The 14,634-nt window shown below is 57.2% G+C and carries 18 protein-coding genes and 1 tRNA gene; 10 read left to right on the forward strand and 9 right to left on the reverse strand.

The window, feature by feature from the left end; genetic code table 11:
- Positions 1–2: 2 nt before the first annotated feature.
- Together dgcA and dgcN are read right to left on the reverse strand one after the other, a co-directional pair.
- Positions 3–968: an N-acetyl-D-Glu racemase DgcA gene (gene dgcA, locus QQL78_RS13725; RefSeq protein WP_284374307.1), complete on the reverse strand. Its 966-nt coding sequence runs from the start codon at positions 966–968 to the stop codon at positions 3–5.
- Between the two features lie 56 nt (positions 969–1,024).
- Positions 1,025–2,026: an N-acetyltransferase DgcN gene (dgcN, locus tag QQL78_RS13730; protein ID WP_284374308.1), complete on the reverse strand. Its 1,002-nt coding sequence runs from the start codon at positions 2,024–2,026 to the stop codon at positions 1,025–1,027.
- A gap of 248 nt (positions 2,027–2,274) precedes the next feature.
- Between dgcN and QQL78_RS13735 the strand changes: the two genes are divergently transcribed.
- Positions 2,275–3,231, forward strand: coding sequence for an L-malyl-CoA/beta-methylmalyl-CoA lyase (locus tag QQL78_RS13735; protein ID WP_284374310.1), 957 nt, complete (start codon positions 2,275–2,277; stop codon positions 3,229–3,231).
- A gap of 19 nt (positions 3,232–3,250) precedes the next feature.
- Here QQL78_RS13735 and QQL78_RS13740 read toward each other — a convergent pair whose 3' ends face one another.
- Positions 3,251–3,703: an Lrp/AsnC family transcriptional regulator gene (locus QQL78_RS13740; RefSeq protein ID WP_284374312.1), complete on the reverse strand. Its 453-nt coding sequence runs from the start codon at positions 3,701–3,703 to the stop codon at positions 3,251–3,253.
- A gap of 72 nt (positions 3,704–3,775) precedes the next feature.
- On the opposite strand from QQL78_RS13740, the gene QQL78_RS13745 reads away from it, so the two are divergent.
- Positions 3,776–4,372: a LysE family translocator gene (locus tag QQL78_RS13745; protein ID WP_284374314.1), complete on the forward strand. Its 597-nt coding sequence runs from the start codon at positions 3,776–3,778 to the stop codon at positions 4,370–4,372.
- Positions 4,373–4,454: 82 nt separating this feature from the next.
- Positions 4,455–5,417, forward strand: coding sequence for an acetyl-CoA carboxylase carboxyltransferase subunit alpha (locus tag QQL78_RS13750; RefSeq protein WP_284374316.1), 963 nt, complete (start codon positions 4,455–4,457; stop codon positions 5,415–5,417).
- Between the two features lie 10 nt (positions 5,418–5,427).
- Here QQL78_RS13750 and QQL78_RS13755 read toward each other — a convergent pair whose 3' ends face one another.
- Complete coding sequence (locus QQL78_RS13755) at positions 5,428–5,880, reverse strand: GNAT family N-acetyltransferase (RefSeq protein ID WP_284374318.1); 453 nt, start codon at positions 5,878–5,880, stop codon at positions 5,428–5,430.
- A 211-nt stretch (positions 5,881–6,091) separates the two neighbouring features.
- Entirely contained in the window at positions 6,092–6,742 is a 651-nt protein-coding gene (locus tag QQL78_RS13760) for a GntR family transcriptional regulator (RefSeq protein WP_284374320.1), read from the reverse strand.
- Positions 6,743–6,865: 123 nt separating this feature from the next.
- On the opposite strand from QQL78_RS13760, the gene QQL78_RS13765 reads away from it, so the two are divergent.
- From QQL78_RS13765 to QQL78_RS13775, 3 genes are read left to right on the forward strand one after another with little or no spacing between them, the layout of a single operon-like run.
- On the forward strand, positions 6,866–7,261 hold the full coding sequence (locus QQL78_RS13765; RefSeq protein WP_284374323.1) for a hypothetical protein: 396 nt from the start codon (positions 6,866–6,868) through the stop codon (positions 7,259–7,261).
- Positions 7,258–7,482 carry a helix-turn-helix transcriptional regulator gene (locus QQL78_RS13770; protein WP_284374324.1) on the forward strand — a complete coding sequence of 75 codons (225 nt, stop codon included), beginning with the start codon at positions 7,258–7,260 and terminating at the stop codon, positions 7,480–7,482. Before QQL78_RS13765 ends, QQL78_RS13770 begins: the two co-directional genes overlap by 4 nt.
- A complete protein-coding gene (locus QQL78_RS13775; protein WP_284374326.1) occupies positions 7,479–7,796 on the forward strand; it encodes a DMT family transporter in 318 nt (105 codons plus the stop codon). The genes QQL78_RS13770 and QQL78_RS13775 overlap by 4 nt, the downstream gene beginning before the upstream one ends.
- Here QQL78_RS13775 and QQL78_RS13780 read toward each other — a convergent pair.
- A complete protein-coding gene (locus tag QQL78_RS13780; RefSeq protein WP_284374328.1) occupies positions 7,793–8,479 on the reverse strand; it encodes a M48 family metallopeptidase in 687 nt (228 codons plus the stop codon). The genes QQL78_RS13775 and QQL78_RS13780 overlap by 4 nt on opposite strands.
- A gap of 125 nt (positions 8,480–8,604) precedes the next feature.
- On the opposite strand from QQL78_RS13780, the gene QQL78_RS13785 reads away from it, so the two are divergent.
- Both QQL78_RS13785 and QQL78_RS13790 read left to right on the forward strand, forming a co-directional pair.
- Complete coding sequence (locus tag QQL78_RS13785; RefSeq protein WP_284374330.1) at positions 8,605–8,937, forward strand: TIGR02300 family protein; 333 nt, start codon at positions 8,605–8,607, stop codon at positions 8,935–8,937.
- Positions 8,938–9,031: 94 nt separating this feature from the next.
- Positions 9,032–9,107: transfer RNA gene (locus QQL78_RS13790), tRNA-Ala, on the forward strand.
- Positions 9,108–9,858: 751 nt separating this feature from the next.
- Here the strand turns inward: QQL78_RS13790 and QQL78_RS13795 are convergent.
- The 3 genes from QQL78_RS13795 to QQL78_RS13805 form a co-directional block, all read right to left on the reverse strand.
- A complete protein-coding gene (locus QQL78_RS13795; RefSeq protein WP_284374332.1) occupies positions 9,859–10,041 on the reverse strand; it encodes a hypothetical protein in 183 nt (60 codons plus the stop codon).
- Positions 10,042–10,214: 173 nt separating this feature from the next.
- Positions 10,215–11,414 (reverse strand): helix-turn-helix domain-containing protein, encoded by a 1,200-nt coding sequence (locus QQL78_RS13800; protein WP_284374333.1) that lies wholly within the window; start codon positions 11,412–11,414, stop codon positions 10,215–10,217.
- 77 nt (positions 11,415–11,491) lie between these two features.
- The gene (locus QQL78_RS13805; protein WP_284374335.1) at positions 11,492–12,502 is read right to left on the reverse strand and encodes a serine hydrolase domain-containing protein; all 1,011 of its coding nucleotides are present in this window, start codon (positions 12,500–12,502) and stop codon (positions 11,492–11,494) included.
- A 439-nt stretch (positions 12,503–12,941) separates the two neighbouring features.
- Here QQL78_RS13805 and QQL78_RS13810 point away from each other — a divergent pair, with 439 nt between their 5' ends.
- Both QQL78_RS13810 and QQL78_RS13815 read left to right on the forward strand, forming a co-directional pair.
- Positions 12,942–13,538, forward strand: a complete 597-nt coding sequence (locus QQL78_RS13810; protein ID WP_284374337.1) for a TetR/AcrR family transcriptional regulator — start codon at positions 12,942–12,944, stop codon at positions 13,536–13,538.
- Between the two features lie 37 nt (positions 13,539–13,575).
- Positions 13,576–14,613, forward strand: a complete 1,038-nt coding sequence (locus QQL78_RS13815; protein WP_284374339.1) for an alpha/beta hydrolase family protein — start codon at positions 13,576–13,578, stop codon at positions 14,611–14,613.
- Positions 14,614–14,634: the final 21 nt, after the last annotated feature.

Below are 14,634 nucleotides of genomic sequence, written 5' to 3' on the forward strand. Positions count from 1 at the left end.
TTTTATCCCCAAAGCGCAGCGGCAGGCGGATGTACCCCCTCCGCGTCGAATTTCAATGCATCTTCACGATCTTCGCCTAGCAAAAGCGGACCATCCAGATCAACCACCTTTGCGCCCTGCGCCACCAAGGTCGCCGGTGCCATCGCCAGCGACGAACCCACCATGCAGCCGACCATCACCTCATAACCCTCAGCCAGTGCTGCCGCCCGCAACTTCAACGCCTCGGTCAATCCGCCAGTCTTGTCCAGCTTGATGTTCACCACATCATATTTGCCGCGCAATTTGGACAAGGTGCTGCAATCATGCGCAGATTCATCTGCGCAAACCGGCACGGGCCGCGCCATCCCGATCAATGCATCATCCTCACCGGCGGGCAAAGGCTGCTCAACCAAAGCCACCCCAAGGCGCAGCAGATGCGGTGCCAGATCAGCATAGACATCCGCCGACCAGCCCTCATTGGCGTCGATGATAATTGTCGACTTCGGGGCCCCTGCCCGCACCGCTTCAAGCCGTGGCATGTCATCGGGCGTGCCCAACTTGATCTTCAGCAATGGTCGATGCGCATGTTTCGCCGCCTGCGCCTGCATCTGCGCAGGCTCTGCCAGTGACAGGGTAAAGGCGGTGATCTCCGGCCCCGGCGCGGCCAGCCCGGCCAGTTGCCAAACCCGTTTGCCTGCCTGTTTGGCCTGCAAATCCCATAGGGCACAGTCCACCGCATTACGCGCCGCGCCCGCTGGCAGCAGGTCATAAAGCGCCTTACGGGTCACATTCCCCTGCAACCCTTCAATCTGCGCCGTAACCGATTCCAGCGTCTCACCATAACGGGCATAGGGCACGCATTCGCCCCAGCCCGTCACACCGCCCTCAGTTATCCGCACGGTCAGCACTTTGGCCTCGGTACGTGATCCGCGACTGATGGTGAATACTTCCGCCAGCTTGAACACATCCGACGTCACTTCAATACGCATCTCTTGCCCCTCTTTTTGGCCTTATATACTGTCCGCACCCTCAACCCGCGCAGGTGTCAAAGGGCCGCAATAGCATCTGCCAAACGCGCCGCACCCTGACGGAAAGGATCAACCGCAGGCAGGCCCATCTCTGCCTCGACCTTCGCCAAATACTCAGTCGCCTCTTCCTCGGACATATGCTGTGTATTCACCGAAATGCCAACCACCTGACAGCCCGCATTCGCCACCCGTGCAAGCGTCAGAGCCATATCGCTCACCGCCTGCATGCTGGGCAGTTTATAGCCGGGCAGGCCACGCATATGCGCGCGGGTCGGCTCGTGACAAATGATCAGGGCATCCGGTTGGCCACCATGGATCAGCGCCATGGTCACACCTGAATAGCTGACGTGAAACAGGCTGCCCTGTCCTTCGATGATGTCCCAGTGATCCGCATCATTGTCCGGTGTCAGATACTCCACCGCACCTGCCATGAAATCCGCAATCACCGCATCCAACGGCACACCGGAACCGGTGATCAGAATGCCGGTCTGGCCCGTGGCGCGGAAGGTGCTTTTCATGCCTTTCTCACGCATCGCCTCATCCAGCGCCAAGGCGGTATACATCTTGCCCACGGAACAATCCGTGCCCACCGCCAATACCCGCTTGCCCGACCGTTTGGTGCCATCTGCAATCGGATACTGCACATTCGGAACCCGCACATCATGCAGGGTCTGGCCGCTCACTTGGGACGCCGCCACCAGATCGCCTTCTTCCGCCAGCAGGTTATGCAGGCCCGACGCCAGATCAAACCCCATGCCCAGCGCTTCGATCAGCACCTCTTTCCACGCCTGCGAAATCACCCCGCCCCGGTTGGCCACACCAATCACCAGCGTCTTGGCACCGGCATCTTTCGCCTCTTGCAATGTCAGATCGGTCAGCCCGACATCGGCCTTACACCCTTCCATACGGAACTGGCCAACGGCATTGTCAGGACGCCAATCCTTGATGCCCTGCGCCACCTTGGCGGACAACTGGTCAGGCGCGTCGCCCAGAAAAAGCAGATAAGGTGTTTGGATCATTGCATATACTCCGACAGAGGATTTCGCCTCATATTGAGCAATCTACAGCGCAATTCGGTTGCAACATTGCAGGCTTCCGCCAGACCTATGCAAAATTCTTGCGTCAGTTATACACTTTTCGCAAATTTCTCCCAGCAAACCTTCACATCAAATGCTGCGCTTGCGAAATGACTCTTGCAGCGCCTCGCGCAATTTAATACCCACAATACAGCAATATCCCGCAACAATGTTTCGCCAAGGATCAACTCATGTCATTCCGCCTTCAACCCGCCGCACCTGCCCGTCCGAACCGCTGCCAGCTTTTTGGCCCCGGTTCCAACACCAAGTTGTTCGCAAAAATGGCGGCCTCTGCAGCGGATGTGATCAACCTCGACCTTGAGGATTCTGTTGCGCCCACTGATAAAGATACCGCCCGAGCCAATGTCATCGAAGCGGTGAACACAGTTGATTGGGGGAACAAAACCCTATCCGTGCGCATCAACGGCCTGGACACACCTTACTGGTACAAGGACGTTGTGGACCTGATGGAACAGGCGGGTGACCGGCTCGACCAGATCATGATCCCCAAGGTGGGCTGCGCTGCAGATGTTTACGCCGTCGACGCGCTTGTCACTGCGATTGAGGCCGCCAAAGGTCGCAAGAAACGCATCTCTTTCGAGGTGATCATCGAATCCGCTGCTGGCATCGCCCACGTCGAAGAAATCGCCGCCTCCTCCCCCCGCCTTGAGGCGATGAGCCTCGGTGCCGCCGATTTTGCCGCCTCCATGGGGATGCAGACCACCGGCATCGGCGGCACGCAGGAGAACTATTACATGCTGCGCGACGGTACACAGCATTGGTCCGACCCATGGCACTGGGCACAGGCCGCCATCGTTGCCGCCTGCCGCACCCATGGCGTCCTGCCAGTGGATGGTCCCTTTGGCGACTTCTCTGATGATGAAGGCTACCGCGCACAATCCCGCCGCTCTGCCACCCTTGGCATGGTTGGCAAATGGGCGATCCACCCCAAGCAGATTGCATTGGCAAACGAGGTATTCACCCCATCCGATGAAGCCGTGGCAGAAGCCCGCGAGATCCTCGCCGCGATGGAAGCGGCCAAAGCCAATGGCGAAGGCGCAACCGTTTACAAAGGCCGTCTGGTGGACATCGCCAGCATCAAACAGGCCGAAGTGATCGTGCACCAGTCCGAAATGCTGGCCGGCTGATCCAGTCCAGACGGCGGGCTCATGCCCGCTCGTCCTTGGGGGACCCCATAACCACGTAAGAGGTGATTCCATTCACCTGCGGCAAGGCCCCCAGCATATCGGTGTGAAAATGCTTGTAGGCTTTGAGGTCGGCACATTCGACACGCAGCAGATATTCGATTGTTCCCGTGATATTGTGACACTCCCGCACCTCGGGGGCCGTTGAAATCGCCTTTTCAAATGCCTCCTGACTGGCCTTTGAGTGGTCATTTAACCCCACTCCGATATAGGCAACAAACCCCGCCCCCATCGCCGCGCGGTCCAGCACCGCACGATAGCCGGTGATCACGCCGCGCCGCTCCAGCTCCTGCACACGGCGCAAACAGGCAGAGGGCGACAGGCCCACGCGATCCGCCAGCTCGATATTGCTGATCCGGCCGTCGCGGCTCAGCTCACGCAATATATTCTCCGAAATTTGATCCAAACCCATCATTTATTGCAAAATTTTCCGAATTCCCTGCATATTCACAATCACCCATCGCCGGATACATGTCAAATATTGTGCATGAATTTCGATATCCTCCCTGCGCTTGCGCTCTTCGCTTTTGTCAGTTCCGCCACACCGGGGCCGAATAACCTGATGCTCATGGCCTCGGGCGCGAACTACGGTTTCCGGCGCACCGTGCCGCATATGTTGGGGATCTCTGTGGGTTTTGCGGTCATGATGCTGCTGACGGGCATGGGCCTTGCGCAGGTCTTTGAGCGCTTTCCCATCTCATACACCCTGCTGAAAATCGCCAGTGTCGCCTATATGCTGTATCTGGCGTGGAAAATCGCAAATGCCGCCCCGATCCGGGCCCGCAGCATCGACAGCCGCCCAATGACATTCCTTCAAGCTGCCAGTTTTCAATGGGTCAACCCCAAGGCCTGGGCGATGGCCCTGACGGCCATCACAGTCTATGTCGCCGACAATGGCGCATGGATGTTGCTTATCGGGGCGCTGTGTTTTGCCATGGTAAACCTGCCTTCTGTGTCCTTCTGGACCGTCATGGGCCAGCAAATGGCACGTTTCCTGACCAATCCCGGACGTTTGCGCCTGTTCAACTGGACAATGGCCGCGCTGTTGATTGCATCGCTTTATCCTTTGCTGCAAATGGGCTGATAGGCGTCACGGGTGCCGCGCTATTGATTGCAAACCACCCGGACAGTCGCCATATAAGGGCAGCGCAAAGGCGGAGTAAGCAATGACCCAGTATCTCGATTTTGAAAAACCCCTGGCCGAAATCGAAGGCAAAGCGGAAGAACTCCGCGCCCTGGCCCGCGCAAACGAAGACATGGACATCACCGATGAGGCAAAGGCGCTGGACGCCAAAGCCGCAAAAATCCTTGATGATCTTTACGGCTCGCTGACCCCATGGCGCAAATGCCAGGTGGCCCGCCACCCCAACCGCCCGCATTGCAAAGACTACATTGATGCGCTGTTCACCGAATATACCCCGCTTGCCGGTGATCGCAATTTTGCCGACGATCTGGCCGTCATGGGCGGGTTGGCGCGGTTCAACGATCAGCCTGTTGTGGTGATCGGCCACGAAAAGGGCAATGACACCAAATCCCGCATCGAACGCAATTTTGGCATGGCCCGCCCCGAAGGCTACCGCAAGGCCGTGCGCCTGATGGAGCTTGCCGGCAAATTTAACCTGCCAGTGATCACCCTTGTCGATACCCCCGGTGCCTATCCCGGCAAAGGTGCCGAGGAACGCGGCCAATCCGAGGCGATTGCCCGTTCAACCGAGAAATGCCTGCAAATCGGCGTCCCCCTGATCAGCGTAATCATCGGCGAAGGCGGCTCTGGCGGCGCTGTGGCATTCGCCACGGCCAACCGTGTCGCGATGATGGAACATTCGGTCTATTCCGTGATCACACCGGAAGGCTGTGCCTCCATCCTGTGGAAAGACAGTGAAAAAATGCGCGAGGCCGCCGAAGCCATGCGCCTGACCGCAAGCGATCTGCGCAAACTGGGCGTTACCGACCAGATCATCCCCGAACCCAAAGGCGGGGCGCATCGTGACCCCAAGGCCGCAATTGATGCCGTGCGCAGCGCGATTGTCGACATGTTGAAAGACCTCAGCGGCAAGGACGCCAAAACCCTGATCGCCGACCGTCGCCGCAAATATCTCGACATCGGCGGCAAAGGTCTGGCGGCCTAAGTGTCAGCACTTAAATCTTGATCCTGAACCGCGGACCGGGGGGTGGCAGACTGTCAAACCCTGCCGCCTGATAGACCATCGCGGCTTCACTATTGTCAGGATGTGTGCCGACAGTCATATACCGACAGCCCAGCAATTTTGTCAGCGCAATAGAGGCGTCAATCAACGCACGCCCCACACCCTGCCCCCGCGCATCGGCGCAGACAAACAGATGATGCATGTCCATTCCCCGCACGCCGAACTGCATCTGCGCAAGCGGGCAAAGCGCCGCATAGCCCAGAATGTCTGCCCCCCGCACTGCCACCAAAACCCGCAGCCATGGAACCGCACCAAGACAATCACGCTCTAGCTCCGTCAGGCTGATCTGCGCCGCGTCACCGTGATGCGCGGCCAGTGCCCGCACCATCTCCAACACCGATGGCAAATCCGCATCTTCAACATTTCTGATCGATAACTCTGTCATTTGAGGTCTCCAAACCGGACGCCACAAACGAAAAACCGCGCAAGTGGCGGCTGGTCTCTCTACAATAGGAAAAAGGGCCGCGTTCAGGAGAAGCGGCGGTAATAACGGGTATTTTTAATCATACTCATGGCCGCATCTAGGCAAAGACACCGCCACAGGTCAACCCGCCAGCCATTCAGATACCCCCGTTTCGTAGAACAGGGTTCCCCAGCTAGCCGGCCAGCATCCGCAATCCCTGCGTCACATCCGAACGCACCGCCAAGCGCAGCCCGGGTTCATCCCCCGCCTTTAACGCTGCAATGATCAAGCGGTGAAACTGCGGCGGTTCGGTGCGGCGCAGCCGCCCATACAGCAAACGCATGGTCGGCCCCATCTGCAACCACACTGTTTCAGCCATCGCCAGCATCGCCGGAGCCTGCGCGCGCAGATAGAGGGTCCGGTGAAACTCAAGGTTGGTGCGGATATAGGCCACGGCATCGCCACGCTGCACCGCATCCGCAATCACCGCATTGATCGTCTGCATCCGTTCGATCAGCGCCATATGCGCACGTGGCAAGGCGCGGCTGGCAAGCTCAACCTCCAACAGTGCCCGCAGGGCCGCCAGCTCCTCAATCCGGTCATTGCTCAGCTCAGGGGTGGCGATTCGGCCCGAATTCGACATGGTCAACGCACCCTCGGCCACCAACCGCCGTGCCGCTTCGCGTGCCGGTGTCATGGAGACCTCATATTCCTTGCCAATCCCCCGTATGGTCAGCGCCTGACCGGGCAGCAGATCACCATGCATAATCCGGCTGCGCAAATGCCGAAAAACGCGGTCATGGGCGACAGTCGTCGCGTCGGATGGGCGGGCAGTAAGGGCCATGCGCCCTTGTGATCACAAAATTTCAATCGGTCAATACGCTAAAGATATGTAACCTTTGCGTTGCTTTTAAGTTGAAAGAAGTCACCTTTAGGTTACAACTGACTAACCAAATGGAGTGCACAAATGATTTCCGCCCAAGCTTTAACAATTATCAGGACACTCGCCTTCGCATTTGGCGGTCTCGTCTGCGCCAGCTATGCACTTGCCGCGCTTGCCGTAGCCACCCCGGATAAACTTCCACATTGGCTGCCGCCATTCACCGCTGCCTGCATCTTTGTGGTGATCTTTTTCGCCTCCCTAAGCGCCGGCAAACGCAACACCAAGGCCGCATTGGATGAAAGCTACCAAAGCGACATCAGTACCGCTTCCGGTCTCGGGTTCTGGACCGCACTTGGTACTGGAACGGCGCTTTGGGTGTTGGACATCGGCGGACATTTACAACTGGCAATCACACTCACCAGCGCCTCAGCCGTGTTCTTTATCAGTCAGGTCACGTTGGACCTCAGAGGCTGGAATTGAGACTGATCAACCATCTGGCGGCACATCGCCGTGCAGCCGGGTTAACGCAAGCACAGCTGGCAGAAGCCATTGGCGTGTCGCGCAAAACCATAAATACCATTGAGAACCGCGTGTTTATTCCGTCGACCCTGCTGGGGCTGAAGCTCGCGCAGCATTTAGGTGTCAGCCTGCACGATATATTTGAGCTACCACCTGAAATCCCCGAAAAGGACATCACATGACATCACCCTGGATCTTGCTTTTTGTCGCTGCACTGCTCGAAGTGGTCTGGGCAACGTCGATGAAGGCCTCTGACGGCTTTACGAGAATCGGGCCCAGCATCCTGACCGGCATTGCGGCATTCGCCAGCTTCTGGTTGCTTGCCGCTGCGATGAAGGACCTGCCGCTTGGCACAGCCTATGCGGTTTGGGTGGGAATCGGCGCGGTGGGTGCCGCTATCATGGGAATGGTGATGTTCGGCGATGCCGCAACGCCCATACGGATCGCGGGCATTGCCCTAATCGTGGCGGGTATTGCCGCCCTGAAACTGGCCTAAAACTTGTAGCGGTGCAGCTGGTTGCCTTCTGTGCGCAGCCAGCCGCGCGGGGCCTTATAGGGGCCATAGATCCGTTCGACCCCTGCCCAGAAAGCGGGAGAATGATTCATCTCCGCCAGATGCGCAACCTCATGGGCGGCCACATAATCCAGCACCTCGGGCGGGGCCATGATCAACCGCCACGAAAACATCAGGCCGCCATCGCTGGTGCAGGAGCCCCAGCGCGACCGCGTGTCACGCATGGTGATACGTGAATAACGCCGGCCCAGTCGCGCGGCATAATCATCACAGGCCCCCGCCAGACGGTCCCGCGCCACCTGCTTCAGATAGGCCCCCAATCGTGCACCCACACGATCCGCCGCCCCCGGCACGGCGATTTCATCCGCACCAATCTGCACCGACCGCCCGGTACCTGCCACAACCTGCACCATCTGCCCGCCAACCGGCAGGGCCACACCCAGACCAACGGCAATATCCTCGCCACGCGCCTCAAGATGTTGCCGAATCCATATCTCTTTGGATTGCGCAAAGGCCATCGCTTCATGTTCGGCCAGCCGTTTGGGAATGGTCAACGTCACCCGCCCGTCAAGTTGCGAAATACGCAGGGTGATCCGTCGCGCCCGCGCAGATCGACGCAAAACCAGAGGGATCGGAGGGGTGCCGGGCAGAAAGATATCGCTCAACGGGGCGTCTCACATCGCAACTTGGGGCTAAAGCCTTTGACTATCCCCCCCTCATATGGCACTTGGCCTGAATCAGCTAGACCAACATCACCACGCAAACGCAATTTACCAAGAAGGGGTGTTTCATGCCCAAGGAAGAATGGGGAACCAAACGTCTTTGCCCAACCTCGGGCAAGCGGTTCTACGACCTGAACAAAGATCCTATCGTCAGCCCGTACACCAGCGAAGTGCTTGAGATCGACGCGGCCAAATCGCGGATGATCGCAGCCGATGCCGAGGATGCCGTGACAGCCAAGGCCAAGAAGATGGAGGACGACGTAGACGAGGATGTCGTACTCGACGATGATGACGACGTTGATGTGGATCTCGACGACGATATCCTGGACGATGATGACGACGATGATGATACCGTCCCGTTGGAAGATCTTGCCGACGTTGCAGCACCTGACGACGACTAAATGTACAAAAGGCGGGATCAGGACGGATTTTCCTCTTGATCCCGCCCGCGCTTGGCTCTAGTCACGCGCCACGACCCTAGGCCAATGGTCAAATGGGGCATTAGCTCAGCTGGGAGAGCGCCTGCATGGCATGCAGGAGGTCAGCGGTTCGATCCCGCTATGCTCCACCAAGGCTTTCCATAGGAAAGCCGCCGCGCCGGAAAACGTTCTTCAGGAACGAGGAATGGCCACTATTTCCAGCCTCCGAAACATCCAGAACATCGCCTGTACTCCACTGACTGACGCCCGTCTGCTACGCAGCCAGGTTGAGATAGCGGTTCGATCCCGCTACACTCCACCAAGGCCTTGGGTCTGCGCGGTTGCAGGGGTGGCGCTGATCGTCAACGCAGGATGACCTTGACCGACAGCACGAAAAGTGAACGACGGCGTCCTTCGCCATTTTCGGCCTTTTTGCCCATAGGAATGCAACATTGCTTTCAAATGACTGCTTCCGGGTCAGTATCCGAAATCTTACTGGGTTAAGGATACGAAATCCGTCGTTTCATTGAATCCTCTTCAGCGTTATTCGTCGTCTTGATCAGGCGCAAACCCAAATTGGGCACCCCAGATACAAGCTGTCATCGAACACCCAAGGCCAAGCGCGCCCGGGATACTGTTGAACAGGAGATAGCCAAAGGTGGCTCCGATTGTTGCCCCAACAAACGCGCCGCTCGCGAGCTTCCTTTTCATCATAAATAATCCTGATTTCTGCCGCGCTCTTGCGCGCGCATTGCTGCACGTTTGAGAGCAGGGGTATGAAAGGAGCAAATTTCCGGGAACCGACCCAGGTGAGACCTGGATCGGTGGAAATCGTTCCAAACTTGGGAACGGGTAAAGCTTTCTTGGTTGTCGGATATTTGCTTAATCCGTGAGGCCTATCCTTCAGAACCCTGCCGCAGTCGTTGCAAGCGCCTGATTTCGCGCATCGACCCTTTGCTGAACCGCGGCACAGGCGTGAATGTTGCCTTGCAAACACGCCTCATCCAATCGCTGGCTGGCCGCAATCTCGGTTGGTGAATCGCAGGCGCTCAGTCCAAGTGCCACGAGTAGAAGGTATCGTTTCATATCAGTTCCTTTTCTGGTTTTCATGTTCTGCACGACATCAAGTGTCCCAATGCCAAATGAAGTGCCGCGCGCGATAAAATCGCGCGTGTCGCTCCTGTCCGGTTTGCGTGTTTGTAAGTGGTGGTTTGGCGTGGGCGTCCTTGATCCGTTGTCGTGGATCTGATGTCCCTCAATCAGGCGCTTATGTCGTCCAAACCGGCAGGCCGAGACATATTCTTTCTGAAATATGATGGGGTTTGGCCAGTTATGCGCTTGAAAGCATTATAAAATGAAGAACGTGCGTTGAAGCCCACGTCATAGGTGATCGTCAAAATTGATTGGTCGGTTGTCGTTAGCAGATTTTTGGCCTCTGCGATGCGGTACCCATTCACAAAGTCAAAAAAGCTCTCCCCTATCTCTTCGTTGAGCGTCTGAGAGACGTAGTTTGGTGATGCGCCGATATGCCGGGCCAAGGCCCAAAGCGACAGGTTTGGATCCCTGTGCAGATGGTCAACCTCCATGGACGCCCGGAGCTTACGACCAAGTCGATGTGATGCCTCAGCACTCAGCGCTGACTTTTCGTATTTGCTGGGTGACTGACCCTTGGTCGGTTCAGGTGTATTCTGATCATCATCAGGGACCAAGGGCGGGCGTTGCCGCAATCCCCAGAGCACTGTAGCCGCAACAACAGTCAGACCCGCGAGGCTCGCAATGTTGATGAAGACAGGCGGCACCGCCGTGTCCGCAGCGTCAATCACCACGAGGAGCAGAACAGTTTGAGCCAGCCAGAACAACGCATAAAACCCGCAAATCACATAGATCCAGCGTAGTTCGTGTTCTTCGGTGCTGGCATAGACGTCGCGCAGCCTTTGACGGAACGCCATCAACCGCCGCCAGATCAGGAAAAGGTAAACCGCAATCTGAGGATACACAGCGAGTTGAAGCAAGCCAAAGCCAAGCACAACAGCCATGCTCCAGCCCGTGTCCATCTTTGGTTCATCTGCACTCAGGATGGCTTGGACATCTGGTGGAGATAGTAACACCAACACGGTCAGAACCACCGCAAGGCCCGGCAATACGAAATGTCGAAGACGGTTTTGCGGCTGTTGTTGTGACGAAGATGTCAGCGTGAACACATAGATCCAAAAGAGTGGCGCGAGGAAGAATGAGCTCGGCCAGACCGCGACATCGATCATTGCGTCCAACGAGCTTGGCTCTGCCTCAATCAACCGCCTGAAGGCATCAGGAATATTGTTGATGGCCACCGTTGCGAGGAACGCGGCAAAGCTTGCGCTCACGCGGAACTCTCTCGACTGCATCAAGCAAAATACAGCACCAAAAACCGCGATTGCGAACGTGCCGGTCGCAGCCAATTCAATGATGATATCATCCATTCTGTAATCTCTCTCAAAGACGTCAAAGACACCAGACCGCAATGATTGCAGGATAGGCATGCACAGGATCTTCGAGACTAATGGGCCAAGAGTTGCTCTGTGTAGCTCTCGATCGCGCCATTTCGGTTTGTGACCGCCGCGCGGACCTGACCAGTGTTAAGGTCGGCGGCCACAATCGAGTCAAAGCCAAAGTTGCGCCCTTCATGTGAGATCGTTGGGCCGGCGGAGACAAAGACGCCTAGGCCAACCTTGCGGCATACAGGCGTCACCATGCGTTCGGCCAACGCCATGGGGATGATGGCATGACGGGTACCAGCCAGCGCTTGCAGAACCCCGTGAAAGAGGTTCGCAAGGTCCGAGGCCGTCGCCCAAAGCCCAGCTGCAGCACTTTCCGGGTGTCTCATGTAACCACCTTCGACCGCCTGACCGTTCTCATAAGATCCATACGCAAAGGGCCGGGTCGGAGTGATGGCAAATGTCGCATGAGAAGCCCCGACAGGTCTGAGCACCTCATTCGTGGTGTAGGTTGCGAAATCCGTGCCTGTTATGTCTTCGATCAGGGACTGCAGGACCATCGTACCACCTCCGCTGTATCTAAAACGTCCGAATATTCTGCGTTGCGCCAAGATCGGATCAGAGTTTGCAACGCCACGCCCGGTCAAAATATCGTTCAATGTCGGGAGCTTGCCTGTCGGGCCATAGCCCGCAAACCCGTGAACCGTCGTTCCCGCCGTATGCGACATCAGTTCAGCAATCGTCGCAACGGCACCTCTTGGCCCTGGCAATTGCCAGCGCGTCAAATACCGATTGACTGGCATATCAAGATCGACACGTCCGTCGCGCACGAGGGTCATGACTGCAAGGGCGGTCGCCGTCTTCGAGCACGAGCCCACCTGAAACAGCGTCTCGTCATCAACTGCGCTTTGACTGTGCGCCATACCGTTATGCCGCGCGGTTAGAAGCCCATTATTGATCGCGGCAACTTGGTAGCCGTGGCGCTGGGAAACCGCAGTTTCGGCCAACGTCAAACGCGGCAAGTGTGCCAAGATCGTTGCCAATCCAACAGAATTAAATTTACGTCGATTCATGTTTCATTTGTCCTCAATCCTAAGTGGCCACCATTTACAGTGGTGGTGGGACTGACTTTGGTTGCGACCTTTCAATAGTCGCCCGGACCTATAGGATTGGACAAAAACTGCGCCCAAAAGACGGCGCTGCCTTCCATGGTTTCAAATCAACACAGCGAGTGTCAGCAAAGCATGCTGCCACCGAAGCATTGCGAAGGGCCGTTGAATGCCGACTAGGTAGCACAAGAAAACAACCAACTACGTGCTGCTCCGCGACAGTAAGGTACGGATGTCAGTGCGGCTCGATCACAAATGCATCTTCATCACCGTCTGTTTCGCCTTCGTATCATGCACCATATGGTTTCGATTGCCATTCAGGGTTTCCTCTACAAAATGGCTATGATACTAAACGATGAGCGAACGTTCGTTCGTATCTGAAACATTTTGCGGACAGGTCAAGATGAGCAAAGAGAAAGGCAAGCGGGAAATGGCTTCCGACGCGCGGCGGAAGCTTCTGATGGAAGCGGCAATCACCTGTTTTGTCGAAAGCGGGATCTCCCGGACCAGCATGCGCGACATCGCAGGAAAGGCCGGGGTCAGCATCGGCAATCTCTACAACCACTTTCCGGGGCGTGATGATCTGATCGCGGAAATCGCAAAGATGGACGCGGCAGATCTGGCCGGCGTGGTGGCACAGGTCGCAGAATGCGACACCGCACAGAATGCCGTTGATACCTTCGTCAAAAACTACTTTGTCTACTGCGCCGACCCTGTTTCGGCGGTCTTGACGGTCGAGATCACATCGGAGGCCCTGCGCAACCCTGCGATTGAAAATCTGTTCAGCGGCAATCGGGCAATGTTGGTAGACACCCTGGCAAGGACCATCTCCGGGTGCGGACTGGAAAAAACCCGCGCCACTGAAACATCCGGTCTGGTCCTCGATACCATAGAGGGCTTTGCTCTGCGTGTCGGGCTGGCTGGAAAGAAGCCGCGCAAGCGGGATGTCGAGGCGCTGCTGTCGTTCGTGCGCAGTACGTTGCCGCGCCACGACGACTGAAATGCGCCGCGTGGCTGTCATCGTCGCCGGACTTGTTATGCTGGTCCTGTTCGGTGTCGGGCTGATCTTCACATTTTCACGGCTCGGGGACTTCGAGCTACCGCAGGACAACCAGCAGACCGTGGCGTTCTCTCAGGGCGGCAACACATTGGAAGGCACGCTGATCACCGCGTCGGGCGATGGCCCTGTCGTGCTGCTGGTCCATGGCGACGGGCCGCAAGACCGTTGGTCCAGCGGTGGCTATCTGCCGCTCGTTAACACTCTGCTGGATGCGGGGATTTCAGTATTCAGCTGGGACAAACCCGGCGTTGGCACGTCCACGGGCAACTGGCTGCACCAATCCATGAACGACCGCGCGGACGAAACTCTCGCGGCGATCGAAGCGCTCCGGCAATTGCAGGGGGCCGGTCAGCGGCCCATCGGCCTGCTGGGATTTTCACAAGCAGGCTGGGTCTTGCCGCACGTGCCAGCGCTGACAGATGATGTATCGTTTTTACTCCTGATGGGCGGCGCGATTAACTGGCAGTCTCAAGGCCGCTACTACGCAACCATCCGACTGGAACGAGAAGGCAAGACGCCAGCCGAAATTGCGACAGAGCTGACACGGCAGGCGAAAGCGCACCGTGTCTGGTTCGGGGACGACGCGACATATGATGAATATCTGGCAGCAGAACGCTCCGCCGGTCAGCGGGAGGACAGCACTCTATCCAAAGACAGATTCCTCTTTGCCCGACTGAACCATCACGAGGATGCCCGCAGCGATATTGCTGGACTCACCCTGCCAGTGCTGGTGTTGTCCGGGGCCGATGACCTGAACGCAGATCCGCAGGAGACGGTCTCAGCCTACAGGTCTCTGCTGAACGGGGTGCATACGCAGAGCAGGTTCCACATTGTGCCGGACGCCACCCATTCGCTGCTCTCGGCAAGACGGTACAACTATCAACGCCTCGATCAATGGCCCTTCACGACACAGGCAAGATTCCTTTTGTCGGGTCGCAATGCCTATGCGGATGGTGTTCTGAAAACCGCGACAGACTGGATTGTCGAAGTTTCAACGGCCACGCACAAAAACTAGAAATTCTTATCTCAACGAAGG

Origin of the sequence: Sulfitobacter pacificus (assembly GCF_030159975.1) — a bacterium.
GTDB lineage: Bacteria > Pseudomonadota > Alphaproteobacteria > Rhodobacterales > Rhodobacteraceae > Sulfitobacter > Sulfitobacter pacificus.

What these genes read in the sequence shown, in the direction of transcription:
- QQL78_RS13795 (WP_284374332.1), bottom strand. Translation starts at nt 10,041, where the DNA reads ATGAAACGATACCTTCTACTCGTGGCACTTGGACTGAGCGCCTGCGAT.
- dgcA (WP_284374307.1), bottom strand. Translation starts at nt 968, where the DNA reads ATGCGTATTGAAGTGACGTCGGATGTGTTCAAGCTGGCGGAAGTATTC.
- QQL78_RS13755 (WP_284374318.1), bottom strand. Translation starts at nt 5,880, where the DNA reads ATGACAGAGTTATCGATCAGAAATGTTGAAGATGCGGATTTGCCATCG.
- QQL78_RS13815 (WP_284374339.1), top strand. Translation starts at nt 13,576, where the DNA reads ATGCTGGTCCTGTTCGGTGTCGGGCTGATCTTCACATTTTCACGGCTC.
- QQL78_RS13750 (WP_284374316.1), top strand. Translation starts at nt 4,455, where the DNA reads ATGACCCAGTATCTCGATTTTGAAAAACCCCTGGCCGAAATCGAAGGC.
- dgcN (WP_284374308.1), bottom strand. Translation starts at nt 2,026, where the DNA reads ATGATCCAAACACCTTATCTGCTTTTTCTGGGCGACGCGCCTGACCAG.
- QQL78_RS13785 (WP_284374330.1), top strand. Translation starts at nt 8,605, where the DNA reads ATGCCCAAGGAAGAATGGGGAACCAAACGTCTTTGCCCAACCTCGGGC.
- QQL78_RS13735 (WP_284374310.1), top strand. Translation starts at nt 2,275, where the DNA reads ATGTCATTCCGCCTTCAACCCGCCGCACCTGCCCGTCCGAACCGCTGC.
- QQL78_RS13745 (WP_284374314.1), top strand. Translation starts at nt 3,776, where the DNA reads ATGAATTTCGATATCCTCCCTGCGCTTGCGCTCTTCGCTTTTGTCAGT.
- QQL78_RS13800 (WP_284374333.1), bottom strand. Translation starts at nt 11,414, where the DNA reads ATGGATGATATCATCATTGAATTGGCTGCGACCGGCACGTTCGCAATC.
- QQL78_RS13805 (WP_284374335.1), bottom strand. Translation starts at nt 12,502, where the DNA reads ATGAATCGACGTAAATTTAATTCTGTTGGATTGGCAACGATCTTGGCA.
- QQL78_RS13760 (WP_284374320.1), bottom strand. Translation starts at nt 6,742, where the DNA reads ATGGCCCTTACTGCCCGCCCATCCGACGCGACGACTGTCGCCCATGAC.
- QQL78_RS13810 (WP_284374337.1), top strand. Translation starts at nt 12,942, where the DNA reads ATGAGCAAAGAGAAAGGCAAGCGGGAAATGGCTTCCGACGCGCGGCGG.
- QQL78_RS13765 (WP_284374323.1), top strand. Translation starts at nt 6,866, where the DNA reads ATGATTTCCGCCCAAGCTTTAACAATTATCAGGACACTCGCCTTCGCA.
- QQL78_RS13740 (WP_284374312.1), bottom strand. Translation starts at nt 3,703, where the DNA reads ATGATGGGTTTGGATCAAATTTCGGAGAATATATTGCGTGAGCTGAGC.
- QQL78_RS13775 (WP_284374326.1), top strand. Translation starts at nt 7,479, where the DNA reads ATGACATCACCCTGGATCTTGCTTTTTGTCGCTGCACTGCTCGAAGTG.